Raw genomic sequence first — 16,571 nt, forward strand, 5'->3', positions numbered from 1 at the left:
CCCCGGCGAGGGCAATGACTTGTGAAGTCGTGAGGGCGGGCATAAGTTCAAGGAATGAGCAGAGCCTTTACCCGCGAGGAAGACAGCGAAAACGCCATCGCAGGCGTCGGCGAACGGCCGATCAGTCAACACCGCAACCTGGTGACGGAGCGTGGCCTGGCAATGATCGACGAGAATCTGGCCGATCTGCGCGACATATTGGCCAAAGCCGAGCGGCGGGGAGACCGCGAGCGCATCGCACTGGTATCTCGCGACCTGCGCTATTGGACCGCGCGGCGCGAAAGTGCCGAGCTTTCGGTGCCCGAGCCCGGGAGCGACGTCATCCGCTTCGGCATGGGCGCCACGCTCGAAGCCGACGACGGCAAGAAGGTGCACTGGAAGATCGTCGGCGAGGACGAGGCTGATCCATCGAAAGGCAGCATTTCCCATGTATCGCCAATGGCGATTGCTTTGTTTGGCAAGAAGGTCGGCGATGTCGCCACCGTCAATGGCAAGGAATGGGAAATCGTCAAGCTGAGCGCGGGCGGCTGAACCCCAACATCAGTCCTCGGTCTTCACGATGTGGTCGCGAAAGAACGCGACTGCACCCGCTTCATCGATCTCGCCGGCGGCGATAGCCATCACGAATTCATAAAGCGTGCCGTTGTCCGCCGTCAGGACCTGACCGTTGACGATCAGGAAGGCGCCGGCGGCGACAATAGCCGTGCGTTTGTTGCCGTCGACAAAGGCATGATTTCTGGCAATGCCGAAGACATAGGCTGCTGCAAGATCTGCAATCGACGGAGTGCCGTAATTAGCCTTGTTCTCGGCCCGGGCCAGTGCCGATTCAAGTGCATTTTCATCCCGCAAACCTTGTGCGCCGCCATGCCGGCGCAATTGTTCGGCATGCATCGCCTCCACCGCGCGGCGCGACAGGAACTCCCAGTTCATTCGGCGAGCTTCTGAAGCGCGACCTTGTACTTGTCCATGACCTTGCGAGCAGCTTCCATCTGCCGCTCGAAACTATCGTCGACCGGTTTGAGGACGATGTCCTTGTCTGTTTCGAGAACCTGAAGCTGATCACCGGCTTTGAGATTCAGGCGGTCGAGTAGCTCCTTGGGCAGGATCACACCTTCGGAATTGCCGATCTTGCGAATGGTGGTGTTCATGCTGGATTGCTCCTGTTGCAACGTCAATTATAACTCGACCGCCGCACCGTTGCAACAGATATTATAACTTACGAATGGGAGGAAGGCCCGGACACACTCGTTGCCGATAACTCAGGACGCCAGCAGCCGGTCGATCAGCCGCTCCGCTGCTTGCGGGATCACGGTACCGGGCGGGAAGATTTCCGCCGCACCCGCTTGCAGCACGGCATCATAGTCCTGCGGAGGGATCACGCCGCCGGCAACGATCAGCATGTCGCTGTGGCCGAGCCTCTTCAGCGCATCCCTGAGTTCCGGGATCAGCGTCAGATGTCCCGCCGCCAGCGACGACGCGCCGACAATGTGCACATCCTGCTCGTGGGCGAGCTTCGCGATCTCCTCCGGCGTCTGGAACATGGCGCCGACGGTGACGTCGAAGCCGAGGTCGGCAAAGGCTGTGGCGATCACCTTCTGGCCGCGGTCATGTCCGTCCTGTCCCATTTTGGCGACCAGGATGCGCGGCTTGCCGCCGGTCTTCTTTTCGAACGCGCCGATCTTCTCCTGCAGCCGGTCGACGGCCGGATTGTCGCCGAGCGCCTGGCGGTAGACGCCGGAAATCGTCTGCACCGACGCGATGTGGCGGCCAAAGACCTTTTCCAGCGCCAGCGAAATCTCCCCGACCGTCGCATTGGCGCGCGCGGCGTGGATGGCGAATTCGAGCAGGTTCTCGCCGCTCTCGGCCGCGCGGGAGAGCGCTGCGAGCGCATTCTCGAGCACCGCGACGTCGCGCGTGCCCTTCAGCCGCTGCAGCTTCGATAGCTGCCGGGCTCTTACCTCGGCATTGTCGATCTTCAAGACGTCGACTTCGATATCCGCACCGGGCCGGTGCGCGTTGACGCCGACCAGCACCTGCTCGCCTGAATCGATGCGCGCCTGGGTGCGGGCGGCCGCCTCTTCGATGCGCAGCTTGGGAATGCCCTTCTCGGTGGCCGCGGCCATGCCGCCGAGCGCCTCGACCTCCTCGATATGGGCAAGCGCACGCGCTGCCAGATCATGCGTCAGCCTCTCGAGATAAGCCGAACCGCCCCACGGATCGATGATGCGCGTGGTGCCGGATTCCTTTTGCAGGATCAGCTGCGTGTTGCGGGCGATACGGGCCGAATGATCCGTCGGCAGCGCCATGGCCTCGTCGAAGGAATTGGTGTGCAGCGATTGTGTATGGCCCTGTGTGGCGGCCATCGCCTCGATCATCGTGCGGATGATGTTGTTGTAGGGATCCTGCGCCGTCAGCGACCAGCCAGAAGTCTGGCAGTGGGTGCGCAAGGACAGCGAACGCTCGTCCTTCGGCGAAAAATTCTTCATCATCAGGCTTGACCACAGCAGCCGCGCCGCCCTGAGCTTGGCGACTTCCATGAAAAAGTTCATGCCAACAGCCCAGAAGAAGGACAGGCGCGGGGCGAAGCGGTCGATGTCGAGCCCGGCCGCGACGCCGGCGCGGGCATATTCGATTCCGTCGGCAATCGTATAGGCGAGCTCCAGGTCCGCCGTCGCGCCGGCCTCCTGCATATGGTAGCCGGAGATCGAGATCGAGTTGAATTTCGGCATGTGCCTGGATGTGTAGGAGAAGATGTCCGACACGATCCGCATCGAGGGCTTCGGCGGATAGATATAGGTGTTGCGGACCATGAACTCCTTCAGAATGTCGTTCTGAATGGTCCCTGCGAGATCCTTCTGCGCAACCCCTTGTTCCTCGGCCGCCACGATGTAGAGCGCCATGATCGGCAGCACCGCGCCGTTCATGGTCATCGACACCGTCATCTCGCCGAGCGGAATGCCGTCGAAGAGCTGGCGCATGTCGAGGATGGAATCGATGGCCACGCCCGCCATTCCGACATCGCCGGCCACCCGCGGATGATCGCTGTCATAGCCGCGGTGCGTGGCGAGATCGAAGGCGACCGACAGACCTTTCTGGCCGGCGGCAAGATTGCGCCTGTAGAAGGCGTTTGACTCTTCCGCCGTCGAGAAACCGGCATATTGCCGGATCGTCCACGGCTGCTGGACATACATGGTCGGATAGGGTCCGCGCACGAAGGGCGGCATGCCCGGATAGGTGTCGAGATGCGGCAGCCCCTTGAGATCGCCCTGATTGTACAGATGTTTGACGGCAAGGCCTTCCGGCGTCATCCGCTGGCCCTTGATCTCGACCGGCGCCCGCCGAGGCGGCGCCCAGCCGACCTGGCTGAAATCCGGAATCAAGAAGCGGCTCCGATCGCTTGATCGATGCGGACCGGAAACAGCGGCTCGCACATGACGATGCCTTCCGTGAAGGCAGATCGCCGCTCCGCGGCCAGCGTCTCGACCGCGCGCTCGGTTTTCTGCGGATAGAGCGTGGCGCCGACGATGGCGCGCTCGCGGGATCGGAAGGCGGCAGCACGCTGGGCGGCGGCGGTGCGAACACGTTCCTGTATGCGTCCGTCCTGAAGGCTGGACAGCACGCCGCCCTCGGCCTCGATCGCCTGCAACTCGGACCAGGCCGCTTCGCAGAGGCCAGCGGTGAGCGCTTCGACGCCACCGGAGCCGCAGGCGGGATCGGCGACCTGATCGATGTGGCTTTCATTGCCCATGATCAACTGCGCGTTACGGGCCACGCGGCGTGCGAAAGGCGCCGGCAGGCCATGCGCGACGGTGTGCGGCAGGATAGCGATCGAATCGGCTCCGCCCGCCGCCGCGGCGAAGCAGGCGATCGTCGTGCGCAGGATGTTGGTCTCCGGGTCCAATGCCGTCATCATCCGAAACGACGTCTCGGCGTGAATATTGGCCGTCGAAGTCGGGATCGAGCAGGCTTCTTGGACGCGAGCCCACAGCCTGCGCAAGGCCCTGACCTTGGCCATCGACAGGAACTGATCCTGGTCGGCGCTCAGCGCAAACCCGATATGGGGCGCTGCGTAGACGAGCGGTTGCCGCGCTTTCTCGAACATCCTGAGATAGGAGACGGCCGAAGCGAGCATGATGCCAAGCTCCTGCGCCTCCGTGGCGCCGGCATTGTGGAACACCCGCCCATCCGCCTCGAGCAGCACGCCGGGCACGCCCATTGAAAAGAAATGTGCCAGCGATTGCGGCATGGATTCCTGCAGCGCCTCGATCGACATGCGCAACCGGCCGGTTCCGGCCAGGATCGCCGCCGGATCGATGCCGAAGGAGAGGTTGAGCTTTGCCGGATCGGAGCGGCGCTTGCCAAGGAACGCCACCAGCCAGTCGGCCATGGGGCGGCTCCATGGGTGGGCGTCGATCCGGATCTGGATGCGGTTTAACGGGATGCCGTCCAGAACCGTCTCCAGCGCCTGCGCCGTTCTCGGCAGGCCGTAGCCGAAGGCGTTCGGGGCACCTTCGAAGACGAGCGACAATCCCGTCGCGCCCTGCGCGACGTCCTCCAGCGCCTGGGCTTTGGCGCGACCAATGTCGGGATCGTCGATGCGCTGGCTGACGATCCACGGCGATCCGGGGTTGGCGCGCACGATCGGCTCGGCCGCCGCCGCGCGCTCATAAAGCGGTTCCACGCGGATGCCGTCATCGGTGTGCGAGATCAGTTTTTCCTCGAAAGATGCGCCGGCGAGCGCCTTTTCAGCCAGGGCCAGCCATCGCTGCCGGTCGGCATTCGGAACTTCGTTATCCCTGGTCAAGGCTCCGGCGCTCATCCACTGTCCTCGTCACTATGCGGCCGCATCAGCCTGGAGCACTTCAGTCTACGGGTCCCGGTGCGATACCGCAATGCAATGCGCTTCCAAGACTCGAATTCGATCCCTCGAGCGTACACCAGCCTTCGAGCACGAAGCATGAACGATTGCCAAACATGGGCAAAATCCGCAAGCTCCAAAAAAGGCCATTTTCGCCGATCGCCATTGTCGCTGTGCAAGGCCCCCACTATACCTTCGGGCGAAGGGCTGGTTTTATACACAGCAGTTGCGGAGACCGGACATATGGCTGACGACACCATTTTCATCGGCGCCAGCCGCAAGCCCGACGACAGCTATCAGCGTCCCGAAAACCTGCTTTTGCAATATGGCAACCGTCACGGCTTGGTGACCGGTGCCACCGGCACCGGCAAGACGGTCACCTTGCAAATATTGGCCGAGGGATTCTCCAATGCCGGCGTGCCGGTGTTCTGCGCCGACATCAAGGGCGATCTCTCCGGTATAGCCATGATCGGCACGGCGCAGGATTTCCTGGTCAAGCGCGCCGAGCAGGTCAAGCTCGACCCCTATGACTTCCAGGAATTCCCCGTCATCTTCTGGGATCTGTTCGGCGAACAGGGCCACCCCATCCGCGCCACCATCTCCGAGATGGGCCCGCTGCTCTTGTCGCGGTTGATGAATTTGTCCGAAGCCCAGGAAGGCATCATGAACATCGCCTTCCGCATCGCCGATGAGGAAGGCCTGCTGCTGCTCGACCTCAAGGACCTGCAGGCGCTGCTCGCCAATATCGCCGGGCGCGCCGAAGAGATCAGCGCCCGCTACGGCAATGTGACGAAACCCTCGGTCGGCGCCATCCAGCGCACGCTGCTGGTGCTGGAACAGCAGGGGGCGGCGAATTTCTTCGGCGAGCCGGCATTGCGCATCGCCGACATCATGCGCACCACCCGCGACGGCCGCGGCGCCATCAGCGTGCTGGCCGCCGACAAGCTGATGATGAATCCGCGACTCTACGCGACGTTCCTGCTTTGGCTGATGTCGGAACTGTTCGAGGAGCTGCCCGAAGTGGGCGATCCCGACAAGCCGAAGCTGGTCTTCTTCTTCGACGAGGCACATCTGCTTTTCGACGACGCGCCGAAGGTGCTGATCGACCGCGTCGAGCAGGTGGTGCGTCTGATCCGCTCGAAGGGCGTCGGCGTCTATTTCGTCACGCAGAACCCTCTGGATATTCCTGAGAAGGTTCTGGCCCAGCTCGGCAACCGGGTCCAGCATGCGTTGCGCGCCTACACGCCGCGCGAGCAGCAGGCGGTAAGGACCGCGGCCGAGACGTTCCGGCCAAATCCGGATTTCGATTGCGCGACCGTGATCACGCAACTGGGCACCGGCGAAGCGCTGGTTTCAGTGCTGGAAGCCAAGGGCATCCCGTCCATGGTCCAGCGCACGCTGATCCGTCCGCCATCGTCACGACTTGGGCCCATAACCCCAGCCGAGCGGCGGAAGCTGATCCAGGAAAGCCCGGTGATCGGTCAGTACGATGAGGGTGTCGATCGCGAATCGGCTTTCGAGATGCTGCAGAAAAAGGCCAAGGACGCGGCGGATGCCGAGGCACAGCAGGCCGACGCCGGCCGTTCACGCTGGACCATTCCGGGCTTCGGCAATGATGCTCCGCCGCCGCAACCCGGCGGCAGACGCCCGCCTCAACCGCGCCCGTCCAACCGCCAGACGGTGGCGGAAGCCGCGATCAAGTCGGTGGTGCGCTCTGTCGGCTCGTCGGTCGGCCGCGCCATCGTGCGCGGGATACTCGGGAGTCTGTCGAGGGGCAGATAGGGAAGCGCGATCGCGCAACGGCCATGCAGGGATAGGCTGATGTGGAGGTGAAGGCGGCGAGTCGCCGCATTCACCCTCGCTCCCATCAGAAAATCGCGTCGCTCACCGCTTTCACCGGGCCAAGCAGCACCGATCCGTCCGGCACGCCGGCATCGATCGGGATGGCTTTGTGATTCGCGGTCGCCACCATGGGCTGGCTGGCGTCGCTGGTCACGATGACCGGGGTCTTCGAAGGCACGCGATCATATAGGTCTATAATGTCCTGGTTCATCAGGCGCACGCAGCCCGACGACACCGACTTGCCGATCGAACGCCATTCCGGCGAGCCGTGCAGCCGGTAGAGCGTGTCGACGTTGCCCTGGAAGAGATAGAGCGCACGTGCACCGAGCGGGTTTTTCAGCCCGCCCGGCATACCGCCATTGTCAGCGCTGTATTGCCTCAGTTCCGGCTGCCGGGCGATCATCTCGTCCGGCGGCGTCCATTTCGGCCACTTCTGTTTCCACTGGACGACGGCATCGCCCGACCATTCGAAGCCGGCGCGGCCGAGGCCGACGCCGTAGCGGATCGCCTGGCCGCCCGGACGAACCAGATAGAGGAAGTGGCCGGTCGTATCGACGACGATGGTTCCCGGCTTCTGGCCGGTCGGGTCGGGCACGATCTGGCGCAGGAATTGCGGATCGATCCTGTCGACGGGAATGGCCGGCACTTCGAAACCGCCATCGCTGACGGCGGCGTACATCGTCACGTAGTCGGCGAGCGGCGGCTCGACATAGGCCGGTGGCGGTGGCTCGACTGGCCCGGACCCGGTGGTGGCGCATGCGGAAACCGCGATCGAGGCGGCGCCCAGGGCTGCGGCATTGAGAAAGCCGCGACGGCTCAGGCGATAGGATTCGATTTCGGCTGGGAACATGGTTGCCTTCTTTAAGTCTGAAATCGCAACAAAGCATGAATATGCCGACCGTTGCGAGGGTGCCTGATCAACACTTGGGCGCGATAGGCGGTTCCGAATCTGGCCTCAAGGTGGACAAACAAAGGCGAAGCTGTGACCGCGTCGCCACTGTGGCGCTACGGTCACAGGAGCGAAAACCAGGATTACTTTTGGGCCGCATGCGTTAGCCACCTGTGACAAGGGCATCGAGCGACGGCAGGATCAGGGCCGGTGGAAAATCCCGATACTCCTCCGGCTGGTTGGAGCGGTTGATCCACACGGTGCGGAAGCCGAACTTGGTCGCGCCGGCAATGTCCCAGCGGTTGGACGACTGGAAGGAGACCGCACCCGGATAGAGGCGCCAGCCTGTCGTGACCATGTCGTAGACCGACGGATCGGTCTTGAAGCGCCGTACCGCATCGACGGAATAGATATCGTCCAGCACCTGATCGAGCGCCGCGGATTTAACGGCTGCCTCCAGCATTTCCGGTGAACCGTTGGACAGGATTGCCAGCTTGGCGCCGGACGCCTTCAGCGCCTTCAGCACGGCGGGCACTTCCGCATAGCAGTCCAGCCGCCAATAGGCATCCAGCAATGCCGCCTTGAGGCCGGGATCGGCAGAGGGCACCTTGTGCAACGCGAAATCAAGTGCCTGCTCGGTGAGTTGCCAAAAATCGGCATAGGCGCCCATCAACGTACGCACCCAGGAATATTCGAGTTGCTTGGCGCGCCAGATCTCGGACAGCAACTGGCCGTCCGGTCCGATGGCGTCGGCGTGGCGGCGCACGGCGGCATGAACATCGAACAGTGTGCCGTAGGCGTCGAAAACATAAGCGGCGTATTGCATGGCAACAGTTTTGAGGCGAGGCGGGGCAAGGTGCAAGTCTTGATTGCAGCGCGCCGTCTGTGGCCTCAACAAAACTCCCCGATGCTGGTTGACGACGCCGGCCAAAGCGTCATCCAATGCTGCAACACGAGATTGATCGGAACGGGACAAAGCAATGACACTGGCGGCTGCCGCACTTTCCGCGACATGGACTTTCGTCGACGGCGACTGGTACGAGGGCAATGTCGCCGTTTTGGGCCCGCGCAGCCACGCAATGTGGCTCGGCACCAGCGTGTTCGACGGCGCCCGCTGGTTCGAGGGTGTCGCTCCCGATCTTGACCTTCATGCCGCGCGCGTGAATGCCTCGGCGATCGCGCTCGGTCTCAAGCCTTCGATGACGGCCGAGAAGATCGTCGGGCTGACCTGGGACGGATTGAAGAAATTCGATGGCAAGACGGCTGTCTATATCAGGCCGATGTATTGGGCCGAGCACGGCGGCTATATGGGCGTGCCGGCCGATCCCGCCTCGACCCGTTTCTGCCTGTGCCTCTACGAATCGCCGATGATCTCGCCGACCGGCTTTTCCGTGACGGTTTCGCCGTTCCGGCGCCCGACTATCGAAACCATGCCGACCAACGCCAAGGCCGGCTGCCTCTATCCCAACAATGGCCGCGCCATCCTCGAAGCCAAGATGCGCGGCTTCGACAACGCCCTGGTGCTCGACATGCTGGGCAACGTCGCCGAGACCGGAACCTCGAACATCTTCCTGGTCAAGGACGGCCACGTCCTGACGCCGGCGCCGAACGGCACCTTCCTGTCGGGCATCACCCGCTCGCGCACGATGACGTTGCTTGGCGAGTACGGGTTCAAGACCACGGAAAAGGCGCTGTCGGTGCGTGAATTCCTCGAAGCGGATGAGATTTTTTCGACCGGCAACCATTCCAAGGTCATTCCGATCACGCGCATCGAGGACCGCAGCCTGCAGCCCGGGCCGGTGGCCAAGAAGGCGCGGGAGCTCTATTGGGATTGGGCGCATTCGACGTCGGCGGGCTGATCCGTCCAGGCTTTTCGTCGCAATGCGCCCGGTTTCCGGAAACTGTGTGACAGTTCTCCGGAACCCGCTTAGAAAGAGCACCCGGCGCTTCACTTTTCGGAGTTGTCCGAACCCAATCCAGACCTATCTTAGTCCGGTATCGACACCGGATTTCCTTGAGGGAGTACCTTCCATGGCTTTTGAATTGCCCGCTCTGCCTTACGACTATGAGGCCTTGCAGCCCTACATGTCGAAAGAGACGCTGGAATATCACCACGACAAGCACCACAAGGCCTATGTCGACAACGGCAATAAGCTTGCCGCCGAAGCCGGCCTTGGCGATCTGTCGGTAGAAGAGGTGGTCAAGCAGTCGTTCGGCAAGAATGCCGGCCTCTTCAACAATGCCGCCCAGCACTACAATCACATCCATTTCTGGAAGTGGATGAAAAAGGGCGGCGGCGGCAACAAGCTGCCGGGTGCGTTGCAGGAGGCTTTCGACAGCGATCTGGGTGGCTACGACAAATTCAAGGCCGACTTCATCGCCGCCGGCACGACCCAGTTCGGTTCCGGCTGGGCCTGGGTTTCGGTCAAGGATGGCAAGCTGGCGATCTCGAAGACGCCGAACGGCGAGAATCCCCTCGTCCATGGCGCGGCGCCGATCCTCGGCGTCGATGTCTGGGAGCACTCCTATTACATCGACTATCGCAACGCCCGGCCGAAATATCTCGAGGCCTTCGTCGACAGCCTGATCAACTGGGATCATGTTCTCGAACTCTACGAAAAAGCGAAAGCCTGATCGAGATTCAGAAAGCCCCGGCACCCCCGGGGCTTTTCTTTTTCTGTGCCGAGATCCCACAGCAAAGGTCTGCAAAATCGTCGGGGGAAGGGAATATTCCTCCCGCCACGTCCGTTAACGTCCTGTCCCGAAATGCCCTCATCATGGAGCTAATTGAATGAGAAAGCTTGTCGTCGCCATCTCTATGCTCGCGTTCGCCGGTTCGGCGGCCTTTGCCGACCCGATCCTCGACCGCCAGGCCCTGATGAAGGAACGCGGGAAGATCGTCGGCGGCCTGTCGAAAGTGGTCAAGGGTGAGGAGCCCTTTGATGCCGCCGCAGTACTGACTGCGCTGCAGGCGCTCCAGGCGAACGCGGAAAAATTCGACGCCGACGTCCTGTTCCCGGCGGGCAGCGACACGGGCGACACCACGGCGGCGCCGAAGATCTGGCAAGACATGGCCGGTTTCAAGGCGACAGAAGACAAGTATCTTGCCGACGTCAAGGCCGCGGTCGCCGCGGCCCCAGCCGACGTGGATTCCCTGAAGACGCAAATCGGCGTCATCGGCTCCGACTGCGGCACCTGCCACAAGGGCTACAGGGTCAAGAAAGGCTAATCGCCGGCCATGGCATGGCTGAGGAAGTTTGTCGGCGCCGCACTCGTGCTCGGCGGCGTCGGCGCGGTTGCCGCGTGGACGCTTTCGGCGCCGGTGAAGCTCGATGCGGAAACCCTGGCCAAGCTCGCGCCTGGTGACGCGGCCAGGGGCAAGCGCATTTTTTATGCCGGCGGCTGCACCTCCTGCCATGCAAAACCCGGTTCGAAAGGCGATGAGCGGCTCGAACTTGTCGGCGGCCTTGAACTCAAGACTCCGTTTGGCATGTTTGTGCCGCCCAACATTTCGCAAGACCCCAAGGACGGCATCGGCGCGTGGTCGGCCGAGGATCTCGCCAATGCCATGCTGAAGGGTGTCTCGCCGTCGGGCGAGCATTTCTATCCGGCATTTCCCTATACGTCCTACGCGCGCATGAAGCCCGCCGACATTGCCGATCTCTATGCCTTCCTGAAGACGCTGCCGGCGGTTGCCGGCCGAGCGCCGGCCAATTCATTGAGTTTCCCGTTCAACATCCGTCGCGGTATCGGCTTGTGGAAACGGCTCTATCTCAGCGAGCAGCCTGTTGTGTCCCTGCCCGAAGGCGCGCCTGGTCCTGTGATTGCCGGTCGCTACCTGGTCGAGGGACCGGGTCATTGCGGCGAATGTCACACACCGCGTGACCTTGCGGGGGGGACAAAGAAGAGCGAGTGGCTGGCTGGAGCCACAGCCGCCGAAGGCAGCGGCATCGTCCCCAATATCACCTCCGGGGAGGGCGGCATCGGCGACTGGTCGCAGGCCGATATCGCCAACTATCTCGAAACCGGCTTCACGCCCGATTTCGATTCCGTTGGCGGGGCCATGGTCGACGTGCAGAGGAACATGGCCGAACTGGCGCCCGAGGACCGCGCGGCGATCGCGGCCTATCTCAAGGCGGTTCCGCCGCATCCGAACGGCTATCCGGCGCGCAAAAAACCGGCGAGCTGACTACGGGTGGCGATCGCCCAGGAAGTCGAAGCCCGCCGCGAAGAAATGATTGTAGTTGCAGGTCAGTTCCTCGCCGGCCGCGATGTCGCGCAACGCAAAGCTTTCCTCCGGCGAGGATACGTCGCAATTCGGCTCGTCGGCGTGGTTCATGTAGCGTGCATCGTCGGCCTCGAAGACGATGTAGTTCGGATCTCGCCTGTCCGGATAGGCATAGCGATCGAGATAGCTCTTCACCGGTCCTGTCTGGCTCTCATAGGTCTCGACCTCGATGAGCCGGTCGAATCTCGGATCCAGCTTCCAGATCATCGTGCCGCGGGAAATGGGATTCTTGGCAAAGACACCAATGCCCTGGATGGGGGATTTGTCGAGATAGACGTCGACGAGCAGCATGGCAGGCCCTTGTGCGATTGTGGGCTGTCATGGCCCGGGACAAAACGCGCCTTGGGTAGCGCGCGGGCATCGCAATTGCGAGCGAAAACCAGCAACACGGAATTCAAAAACCAATGATTGCCCGGCTCGCCGAGAAGGCCGCGCCGGTCACCGTTTCGCGTCAGCGCTGCTGAAGCGCCAGCCGCACGCCCAGACCGCAATAGATGCCGCCGACAATCTTGCCCTGCCATTTTAACACCGTGGGATTTCGACGCAGGAAAGTGCCAAGCCCGCCTGCGCTCACCGCGAAAACCACTGTGCTGAAGAGGCCCAGCAGAACAAAGATGATCCCCAATACCGCCAGTTGGAGCATGACCGATCCGTTTTCGGGCCGGACGAACTGTGGCAGGAACGCGAGGAAGAAAAGCGCCGTCTTGGGGTTGAGCATCTCAGTCAGTATGGCTTGCCGAAACGCCTTGCCCGCTGAGATTGGGAACCTGCCGGCGGCGAGATCGGCCGGCGTCTTTTCCATGATCGCGCGAATGCCGAGATAAACGAGATATGCCGCACCGAGATACTTCACGGCGCTGAACAACACCGCCGATGCGGCGACGATCGCCGAGATGCCGACCATGGCCGTGAAGGTGTGAAACACGTCGCCGGCCGCGATCCCTGCGCCGGTTGCGATGCCGGCTTTGGTTCCCGAACTCGTTGCCCGCGCGACCGTCAGCAGCGTGGCGGGGCCGGGAATAAACACAAAACCGAGCACCACGGCGACATAGGTGGTCAATGTGGCCAGGTCGATCATTGCTCGCATCCTCCTCGGCGTTCGTCGCCGATCAAGTCACGCCAGGGGCCGAAGGGCAATGACCGCTTCAGCCCTGCGGCCCTGTTGCCTTGCCTGTCACTCTCAAGGCGAATGAATATGTGTAGGCGATCTCCTCCAGCCGGGAAAACCGGCCGGACGCGCCGGCATGGCCCGATTCCATGTTGATCTTGAACAGGACCGGATTGTCGCCCGTCTTGCGCTCGCGCAGCCGCGCCACCCATTTGGCCGGTTCCCAATAGGTGACGCGCGGGTCAGTGAGACCGGCTAGCGCCAGGATCGGTGGATAGCCGAGCGCGGCGACATTGTCATAGGGCGAGTAGGCGGCGATCGTCCGGTAATCGTCCGCCGACGCGATCGGATTGCCCCATTCAGGCCACTCCGGCGGGGTCAGCGGCAGGCTGGCGTCGAGCATGGTGGTGAGCACGTCGACGAAAGGCACCTCGGCAACGATGCCGCCGAAACAGTCCGGCGCCATGTTGGCGACCGCGCCCATCAGCATGCCGCCGGCGGATCCACCTTGCGCGACGATGCGGTCATGCACAGTGTAGCGTTCGGCGACCAGATGGCGTGCACAGGCGATGAAATCGGTGAAAGTGTTCATCTTGTGCGCCCGCTTGCCGTCATCGTACCAGCCATAGCCCTTGTCCTTGCCGCCGCGGACGTGGGCGATTGCAAAGACAAAGCCGCGGTCGACCAGCGAGAACCAGTTGGTGTTGAAGGCCGCCGGCACCGTGATGCCATAGGAACCGTAGCCGTAAAGCAGGCAAGGCGCGGAGCCGTCCAGCGGGGTATCGCGGCGGTACAAGAGCGAGACCGGCACCAATTCGCCATCAGCCGCGGGCGCCATCAGCCGACGCGTGACATAGCGCTCCGGGTCGTGGCCGGACGGCACCTCCTGGGTCTTGAGCAACACGCGCTCGCGGGTGCGCATGTTGTAGTCGAAGACCTGCGCCGGCGTCGTCATCGATGAATAGGTGAAGCGCATGATCTCGGTGTCGTATTCCAGGGATCCCGACAGGCCGAGCGAAAACGCCTCCTCGTCGAAGGAGATCAGGTGTTCCTCGCCGGTTGCACGGTCGCGCACGACGATGCGCGGCAGGCCCTCCTTGCGCTCCAGCCTGACCATATGGTTCTTGAAGCCGATCACCGACAGGATCAGCCGGCCGGCCTCGTGCGGAACCAGTTCCTGCCAGTTGGCGCGGATCGGATCGCTCGCCGGCGCCGTCATGATCTTGAAGTCCTTGGCCCCATCGGCGTTGGTCAGGATGAAGAAAATGTCGCCGCCTTCCTCCATCTCGTATTGAAGACCGGTCTCGCGCGCCGCCACCAGCTTCGGCTCGCCAAACGGCTCGCCCGCGCTCAGCAGCCGGTATTCCGATGTCTCGTGGTCGTTGATGGCAACCATGATCCATTCATTGGAGCGCGTGCCGCCGACATTCATGAAGAAGCCGGGATCATTTTCCTCATAGATCAGCCGGTCGCTTGCCGGATCCTGCCCAAGCGCATGGAACAGCACCTTGGAGGGACGGTGGTTGGGGTCGAGCCGGGTGTAGAAAAACCCGTCATTGGCGGCGTTCCACACCCCCGAACCGCCGGTGTCTGGAACCGTGTCCGCGAGTTCCTTGCCGTCGGAGAGGTCGCGCACCCGAAGCGTATAGAATTCGGAGCCCTTGTCGTCGAACGCCCATAAAAGCTTGCCATGGTCGGCCGAATGATCGACGCCGCCAAGCCGGAAATAGGCCTTGCCTTCGGCCTCGGCATCGCCGTCGAGCAGGATATGCTGCGCGCCGCCGTCCCGCGGCATGCGGAAATAGCGCGGCTGCTCGCCGCCGAGTTTGAAGGAGGAGCCATACGCGTAGGGTCCGTCCTTCATCGGCACGGAAGAATCGTCCTCCTTGATGCGACCCTTCATCTCCTTGAACAGCCGCTTCCGCAAATCGGCCGTGTCGGCCATCAGTTTCGACTGGTAGGCGTTCTCGGCTTCGAGATGGGCGCGGATGCCCGCATCGAGCAATGCGGGGTCCCTGAACATCTCCTGCCAATTGTCGGCCCGCAGCCAGGAATAGTCGTCCGTTCGCGTGATACCGTGATGCGTGTCGAAAACCGGCCGCTTCTCGGGCGTTGGCGGGGTGACATCCGGGAATGCAGAAGTTTTGGTCATTGCGTCTCGCTTTGGAAATGTCCTGAATGGCCAATGAACACGCCGATCAGCGCGGGTTCAAGAGCCGGGTCTTATTGCTGCGCCGGGCTCCAGAAAGCGGGCCGGGAGGAGAAATAATGTATATCTATGCTCGCACCGTCGCGGCTCTCGCCGTCGTTTCCGCAACTATGGCCATCGCCGGCCAATCTCATGCGACCGTATTCGCCGCTTGGCAAGTGGCCAACGTGCCGTTCGGCGACACGCTCAACGTGCGCAAATATCCCTCGGGCACGTCCCAGAAACAGGCCGCATATCCGAACGGCACCGTTTTGCAGATGACCGGACGATGCACTGGCGGGACGAACCTGCTCGACATCGCCAATCAGCCGGCATGGAAGCAGCAGCAGGCGGTTCGCTATCGCTGGTGCGAAGTCTGGCATGATCCGGCGAAGAACGGCGGTTTTGTCACCGGGTGGGCCTATGGCAAATACATCGCCCCGTATTGAGTGATCCGAGCTGGTCGGCTGCACGACGCGTGAGGGCCGGCAATGGCCGAGGTGGGGCAACCTATGGTTTTGTGAAAGGGGGTGAGCAACCAAGATTGCCGGCGCGATCGCCAAGCAAAGCGAAGCACTCGGAGATGCTTTGTGAGTTAGCGCGAATGTAACGGTTAGCTAACGCTGCGTCACCGGTCGCTGGTTTCGCCTGGGAAATATCGAAAAATTACATCGTGCACGAAAGATTGAAGCTGATCCGAAAATATTTGATCAACATCGTTCAATATAGTGCAAGGATCGAATTGACTTACTTGCTAGGTAGGTTCATTGATGCCCCCGCGACACGAATCGCAGAAGCTCTGTCTGCACAAAATTCGTGCAATGCCTTGCCTGTAAAAAAGGGCGCACTAAACTAACTCTCGTTGGGGCCTGAAGACCATGGATATTGTCGAAACACCTTCCAGAAACAGCGACGCGCTGATCGAGCTGACCGCCGACGTGGTGGCCGCCTATGTCAGCAACAATCCCGTGCCGGTCGGCGAACTGCCGAACCTCATCTCCGATGTCCATGCTGCTCTCGGGCGTGTGGGCGGAACCGCCGAACAGCCGCCCGCCGACAAGCAGAAGCCGGCAGTGAACCCGAAGCGCTCGGTTCATGACGACTACATCGTTTGCCTTGAAGACGGCAAAAAGTTCAAGTCGCTCAAGCGTCACCTGATGACTCATTATGATCTGACGCCGGATCAGTATCGCGAAAAGTGGAACCTCGACCCGAGCTACCCGATGGTTGCCCCGAACTACGCGGCCGCCCGCTCCCAGCTCGCCAAGAAGATGGGGCTCGGCCGCAAGCGCAAGGCCCGCTAAGCATTTGCTGCCAGGTGAGTACACTTGGTATCGCAGAATGCGGCTCAAACGATAGATAGAGCCGGACGGAAGGTTCAACGATCGACATCGGCGC

17 protein-coding genes are annotated in these 16,571 nt (G+C 62.0%); 8 read left to right on the forward strand and 9 right to left on the reverse strand.

Features of this window, described 5'->3' with window-relative positions; all coding sequences use genetic code 11:
- Positions 1–54 precede the first annotated feature (54 nt).
- A complete protein-coding gene (gene greA, locus LB545_RS11640; protein WP_140494772.1) occupies positions 55–531 on the forward strand; it encodes a transcription elongation factor GreA in 477 nt (158 codons plus the stop codon).
- Between the two features lie 9 nt (positions 532–540).
- Here the strand turns inward: greA and LB545_RS11645 are convergent, their stop codons facing one another.
- The 4 genes from LB545_RS11645 to LB545_RS11660 form a co-directional block, all read right to left on the reverse strand.
- Positions 541–930 (reverse strand): type II toxin-antitoxin system death-on-curing family toxin, encoded by a 390-nt coding sequence (locus tag LB545_RS11645; protein ID WP_140517949.1) that lies wholly within the window; start codon positions 928–930, stop codon positions 541–543.
- Positions 927–1,148 carry an AbrB/MazE/SpoVT family DNA-binding domain-containing protein gene (locus LB545_RS11650; protein WP_140494768.1) on the reverse strand — a complete coding sequence of 74 codons (222 nt, stop codon included), beginning with the start codon at positions 1,146–1,148 and terminating at the stop codon, positions 927–929. Before LB545_RS11650 ends, LB545_RS11645 begins: the two co-directional genes overlap by 4 nt.
- 111 nt (positions 1,149–1,259) lie before the next feature.
- Positions 1,260–3,380: a methylmalonyl-CoA mutase gene (gene scpA / locus LB545_RS11655; RefSeq protein ID WP_140517950.1), complete on the reverse strand. Its 2,121-nt coding sequence runs from the start codon at positions 3,378–3,380 to the stop codon at positions 1,260–1,262.
- A complete protein-coding gene (locus tag LB545_RS11660; protein ID WP_140520739.1) occupies positions 3,377–4,819 on the reverse strand; it encodes a methylmalonyl-CoA mutase subunit beta in 1,443 nt (480 codons plus the stop codon). Before LB545_RS11660 ends, scpA begins: the two co-directional genes overlap by 4 nt.
- A gap of 282 nt (positions 4,820–5,101) precedes the next feature.
- On the opposite strand from LB545_RS11660, the gene LB545_RS11665 reads away from it, so the two are divergent.
- Positions 5,102–6,640: a helicase HerA-like C-terminal domain-containing protein gene (locus LB545_RS11665; RefSeq protein WP_224705057.1), complete on the forward strand. Its 1,539-nt coding sequence runs from the start codon at positions 5,102–5,104 to the stop codon at positions 6,638–6,640.
- 85 nt (positions 6,641–6,725) lie between these two features.
- Here the strand turns inward: LB545_RS11665 and LB545_RS11670 are convergent, their stop codons facing one another.
- Together LB545_RS11670 and LB545_RS11675 are read right to left on the reverse strand one after the other, a co-directional pair.
- Positions 6,726–7,550, reverse strand: a complete 825-nt coding sequence (locus tag LB545_RS11670) for a L,D-transpeptidase (RefSeq protein WP_140494760.1) — start codon at positions 7,548–7,550, stop codon at positions 6,726–6,728.
- A 202-nt stretch (positions 7,551–7,752) separates the two neighbouring features.
- Complete coding sequence (locus LB545_RS11675; protein WP_140494758.1) at positions 7,753–8,415, reverse strand: haloacid dehalogenase type II; 663 nt, start codon at positions 8,413–8,415, stop codon at positions 7,753–7,755.
- A gap of 154 nt (positions 8,416–8,569) precedes the next feature.
- Between LB545_RS11675 and LB545_RS11680 the strand changes: the two genes are divergently transcribed.
- The 4 genes from LB545_RS11680 (at position 8,570) to LB545_RS11695 (ending at position 11,778) form a co-directional block, all read left to right on the forward strand.
- Positions 8,570–9,448: a branched-chain amino acid aminotransferase gene (locus LB545_RS11680; RefSeq protein WP_140494756.1), complete on the forward strand. Its 879-nt coding sequence runs from the start codon at positions 8,570–8,572 to the stop codon at positions 9,446–9,448.
- Positions 9,449–9,620: 172 nt separating this feature from the next.
- Positions 9,621–10,223 carry a superoxide dismutase gene (locus LB545_RS11685; RefSeq protein WP_140567666.1) on the forward strand — a complete coding sequence of 201 codons (603 nt, stop codon included), beginning with the start codon at positions 9,621–9,623 and terminating at the stop codon, positions 10,221–10,223.
- Positions 10,224–10,380: 157 nt separating this feature from the next.
- Positions 10,381–10,818: a c-type cytochrome gene (locus LB545_RS11690; protein WP_140559431.1), complete on the forward strand. Its 438-nt coding sequence runs from the start codon at positions 10,381–10,383 to the stop codon at positions 10,816–10,818.
- Positions 10,819–10,827: 9 nt separating this feature from the next.
- On the forward strand, positions 10,828–11,778 hold the full coding sequence (locus LB545_RS11695) for a cytochrome c (protein ID WP_224705059.1): 951 nt from the start codon (positions 10,828–10,830) through the stop codon (positions 11,776–11,778).
- On the opposite strand, the gene LB545_RS11700 is transcribed toward LB545_RS11695, so the two are convergent.
- From LB545_RS11700 to LB545_RS11710, 3 genes are all read right to left on the reverse strand, one after another.
- Positions 11,779–12,168: an SET domain-containing protein gene (locus LB545_RS11700; RefSeq protein WP_140494748.1), complete on the reverse strand. Its 390-nt coding sequence runs from the start codon at positions 12,166–12,168 to the stop codon at positions 11,779–11,781. It lies immediately after the preceding gene.
- 160 nt (positions 12,169–12,328) lie between these two features.
- Complete coding sequence (locus tag LB545_RS11705) at positions 12,329–12,955, reverse strand: LysE family translocator (protein WP_140517957.1); 627 nt, start codon at positions 12,953–12,955, stop codon at positions 12,329–12,331.
- A gap of 67 nt (positions 12,956–13,022) precedes the next feature.
- The gene (locus LB545_RS11710) at positions 13,023–15,137 is read right to left on the reverse strand and encodes a S9 family peptidase (protein WP_140567669.1); all 2,115 of its coding nucleotides are present in this window, start codon (positions 15,135–15,137) and stop codon (positions 13,023–13,025) included.
- Positions 15,138–15,253: 116 nt separating this feature from the next.
- Here LB545_RS11710 and LB545_RS11715 point away from each other — a divergent pair, with 116 nt between their 5' ends.
- Together LB545_RS11715 and LB545_RS11720 are read left to right on the forward strand one after the other, a co-directional pair.
- Complete coding sequence (locus tag LB545_RS11715) at positions 15,254–15,622, forward strand: SH3 domain-containing protein (protein WP_140520957.1); 369 nt, start codon at positions 15,254–15,256, stop codon at positions 15,620–15,622.
- 429 nt (positions 15,623–16,051) lie between these two features.
- On the forward strand, positions 16,052–16,477 hold the full coding sequence (locus LB545_RS11720) for a MucR family transcriptional regulator (protein ID WP_095089970.1): 426 nt from the start codon (positions 16,052–16,054) through the stop codon (positions 16,475–16,477).
- Positions 16,478–16,571: the final 94 nt, after the last annotated feature.

Origin of the sequence: Mesorhizobium sp. BR1-1-6 (assembly GCF_020165355.1) — a bacterium.
Taxonomy (GTDB): Bacteria; Pseudomonadota; Alphaproteobacteria; order Rhizobiales; family Rhizobiaceae; genus Mesorhizobium.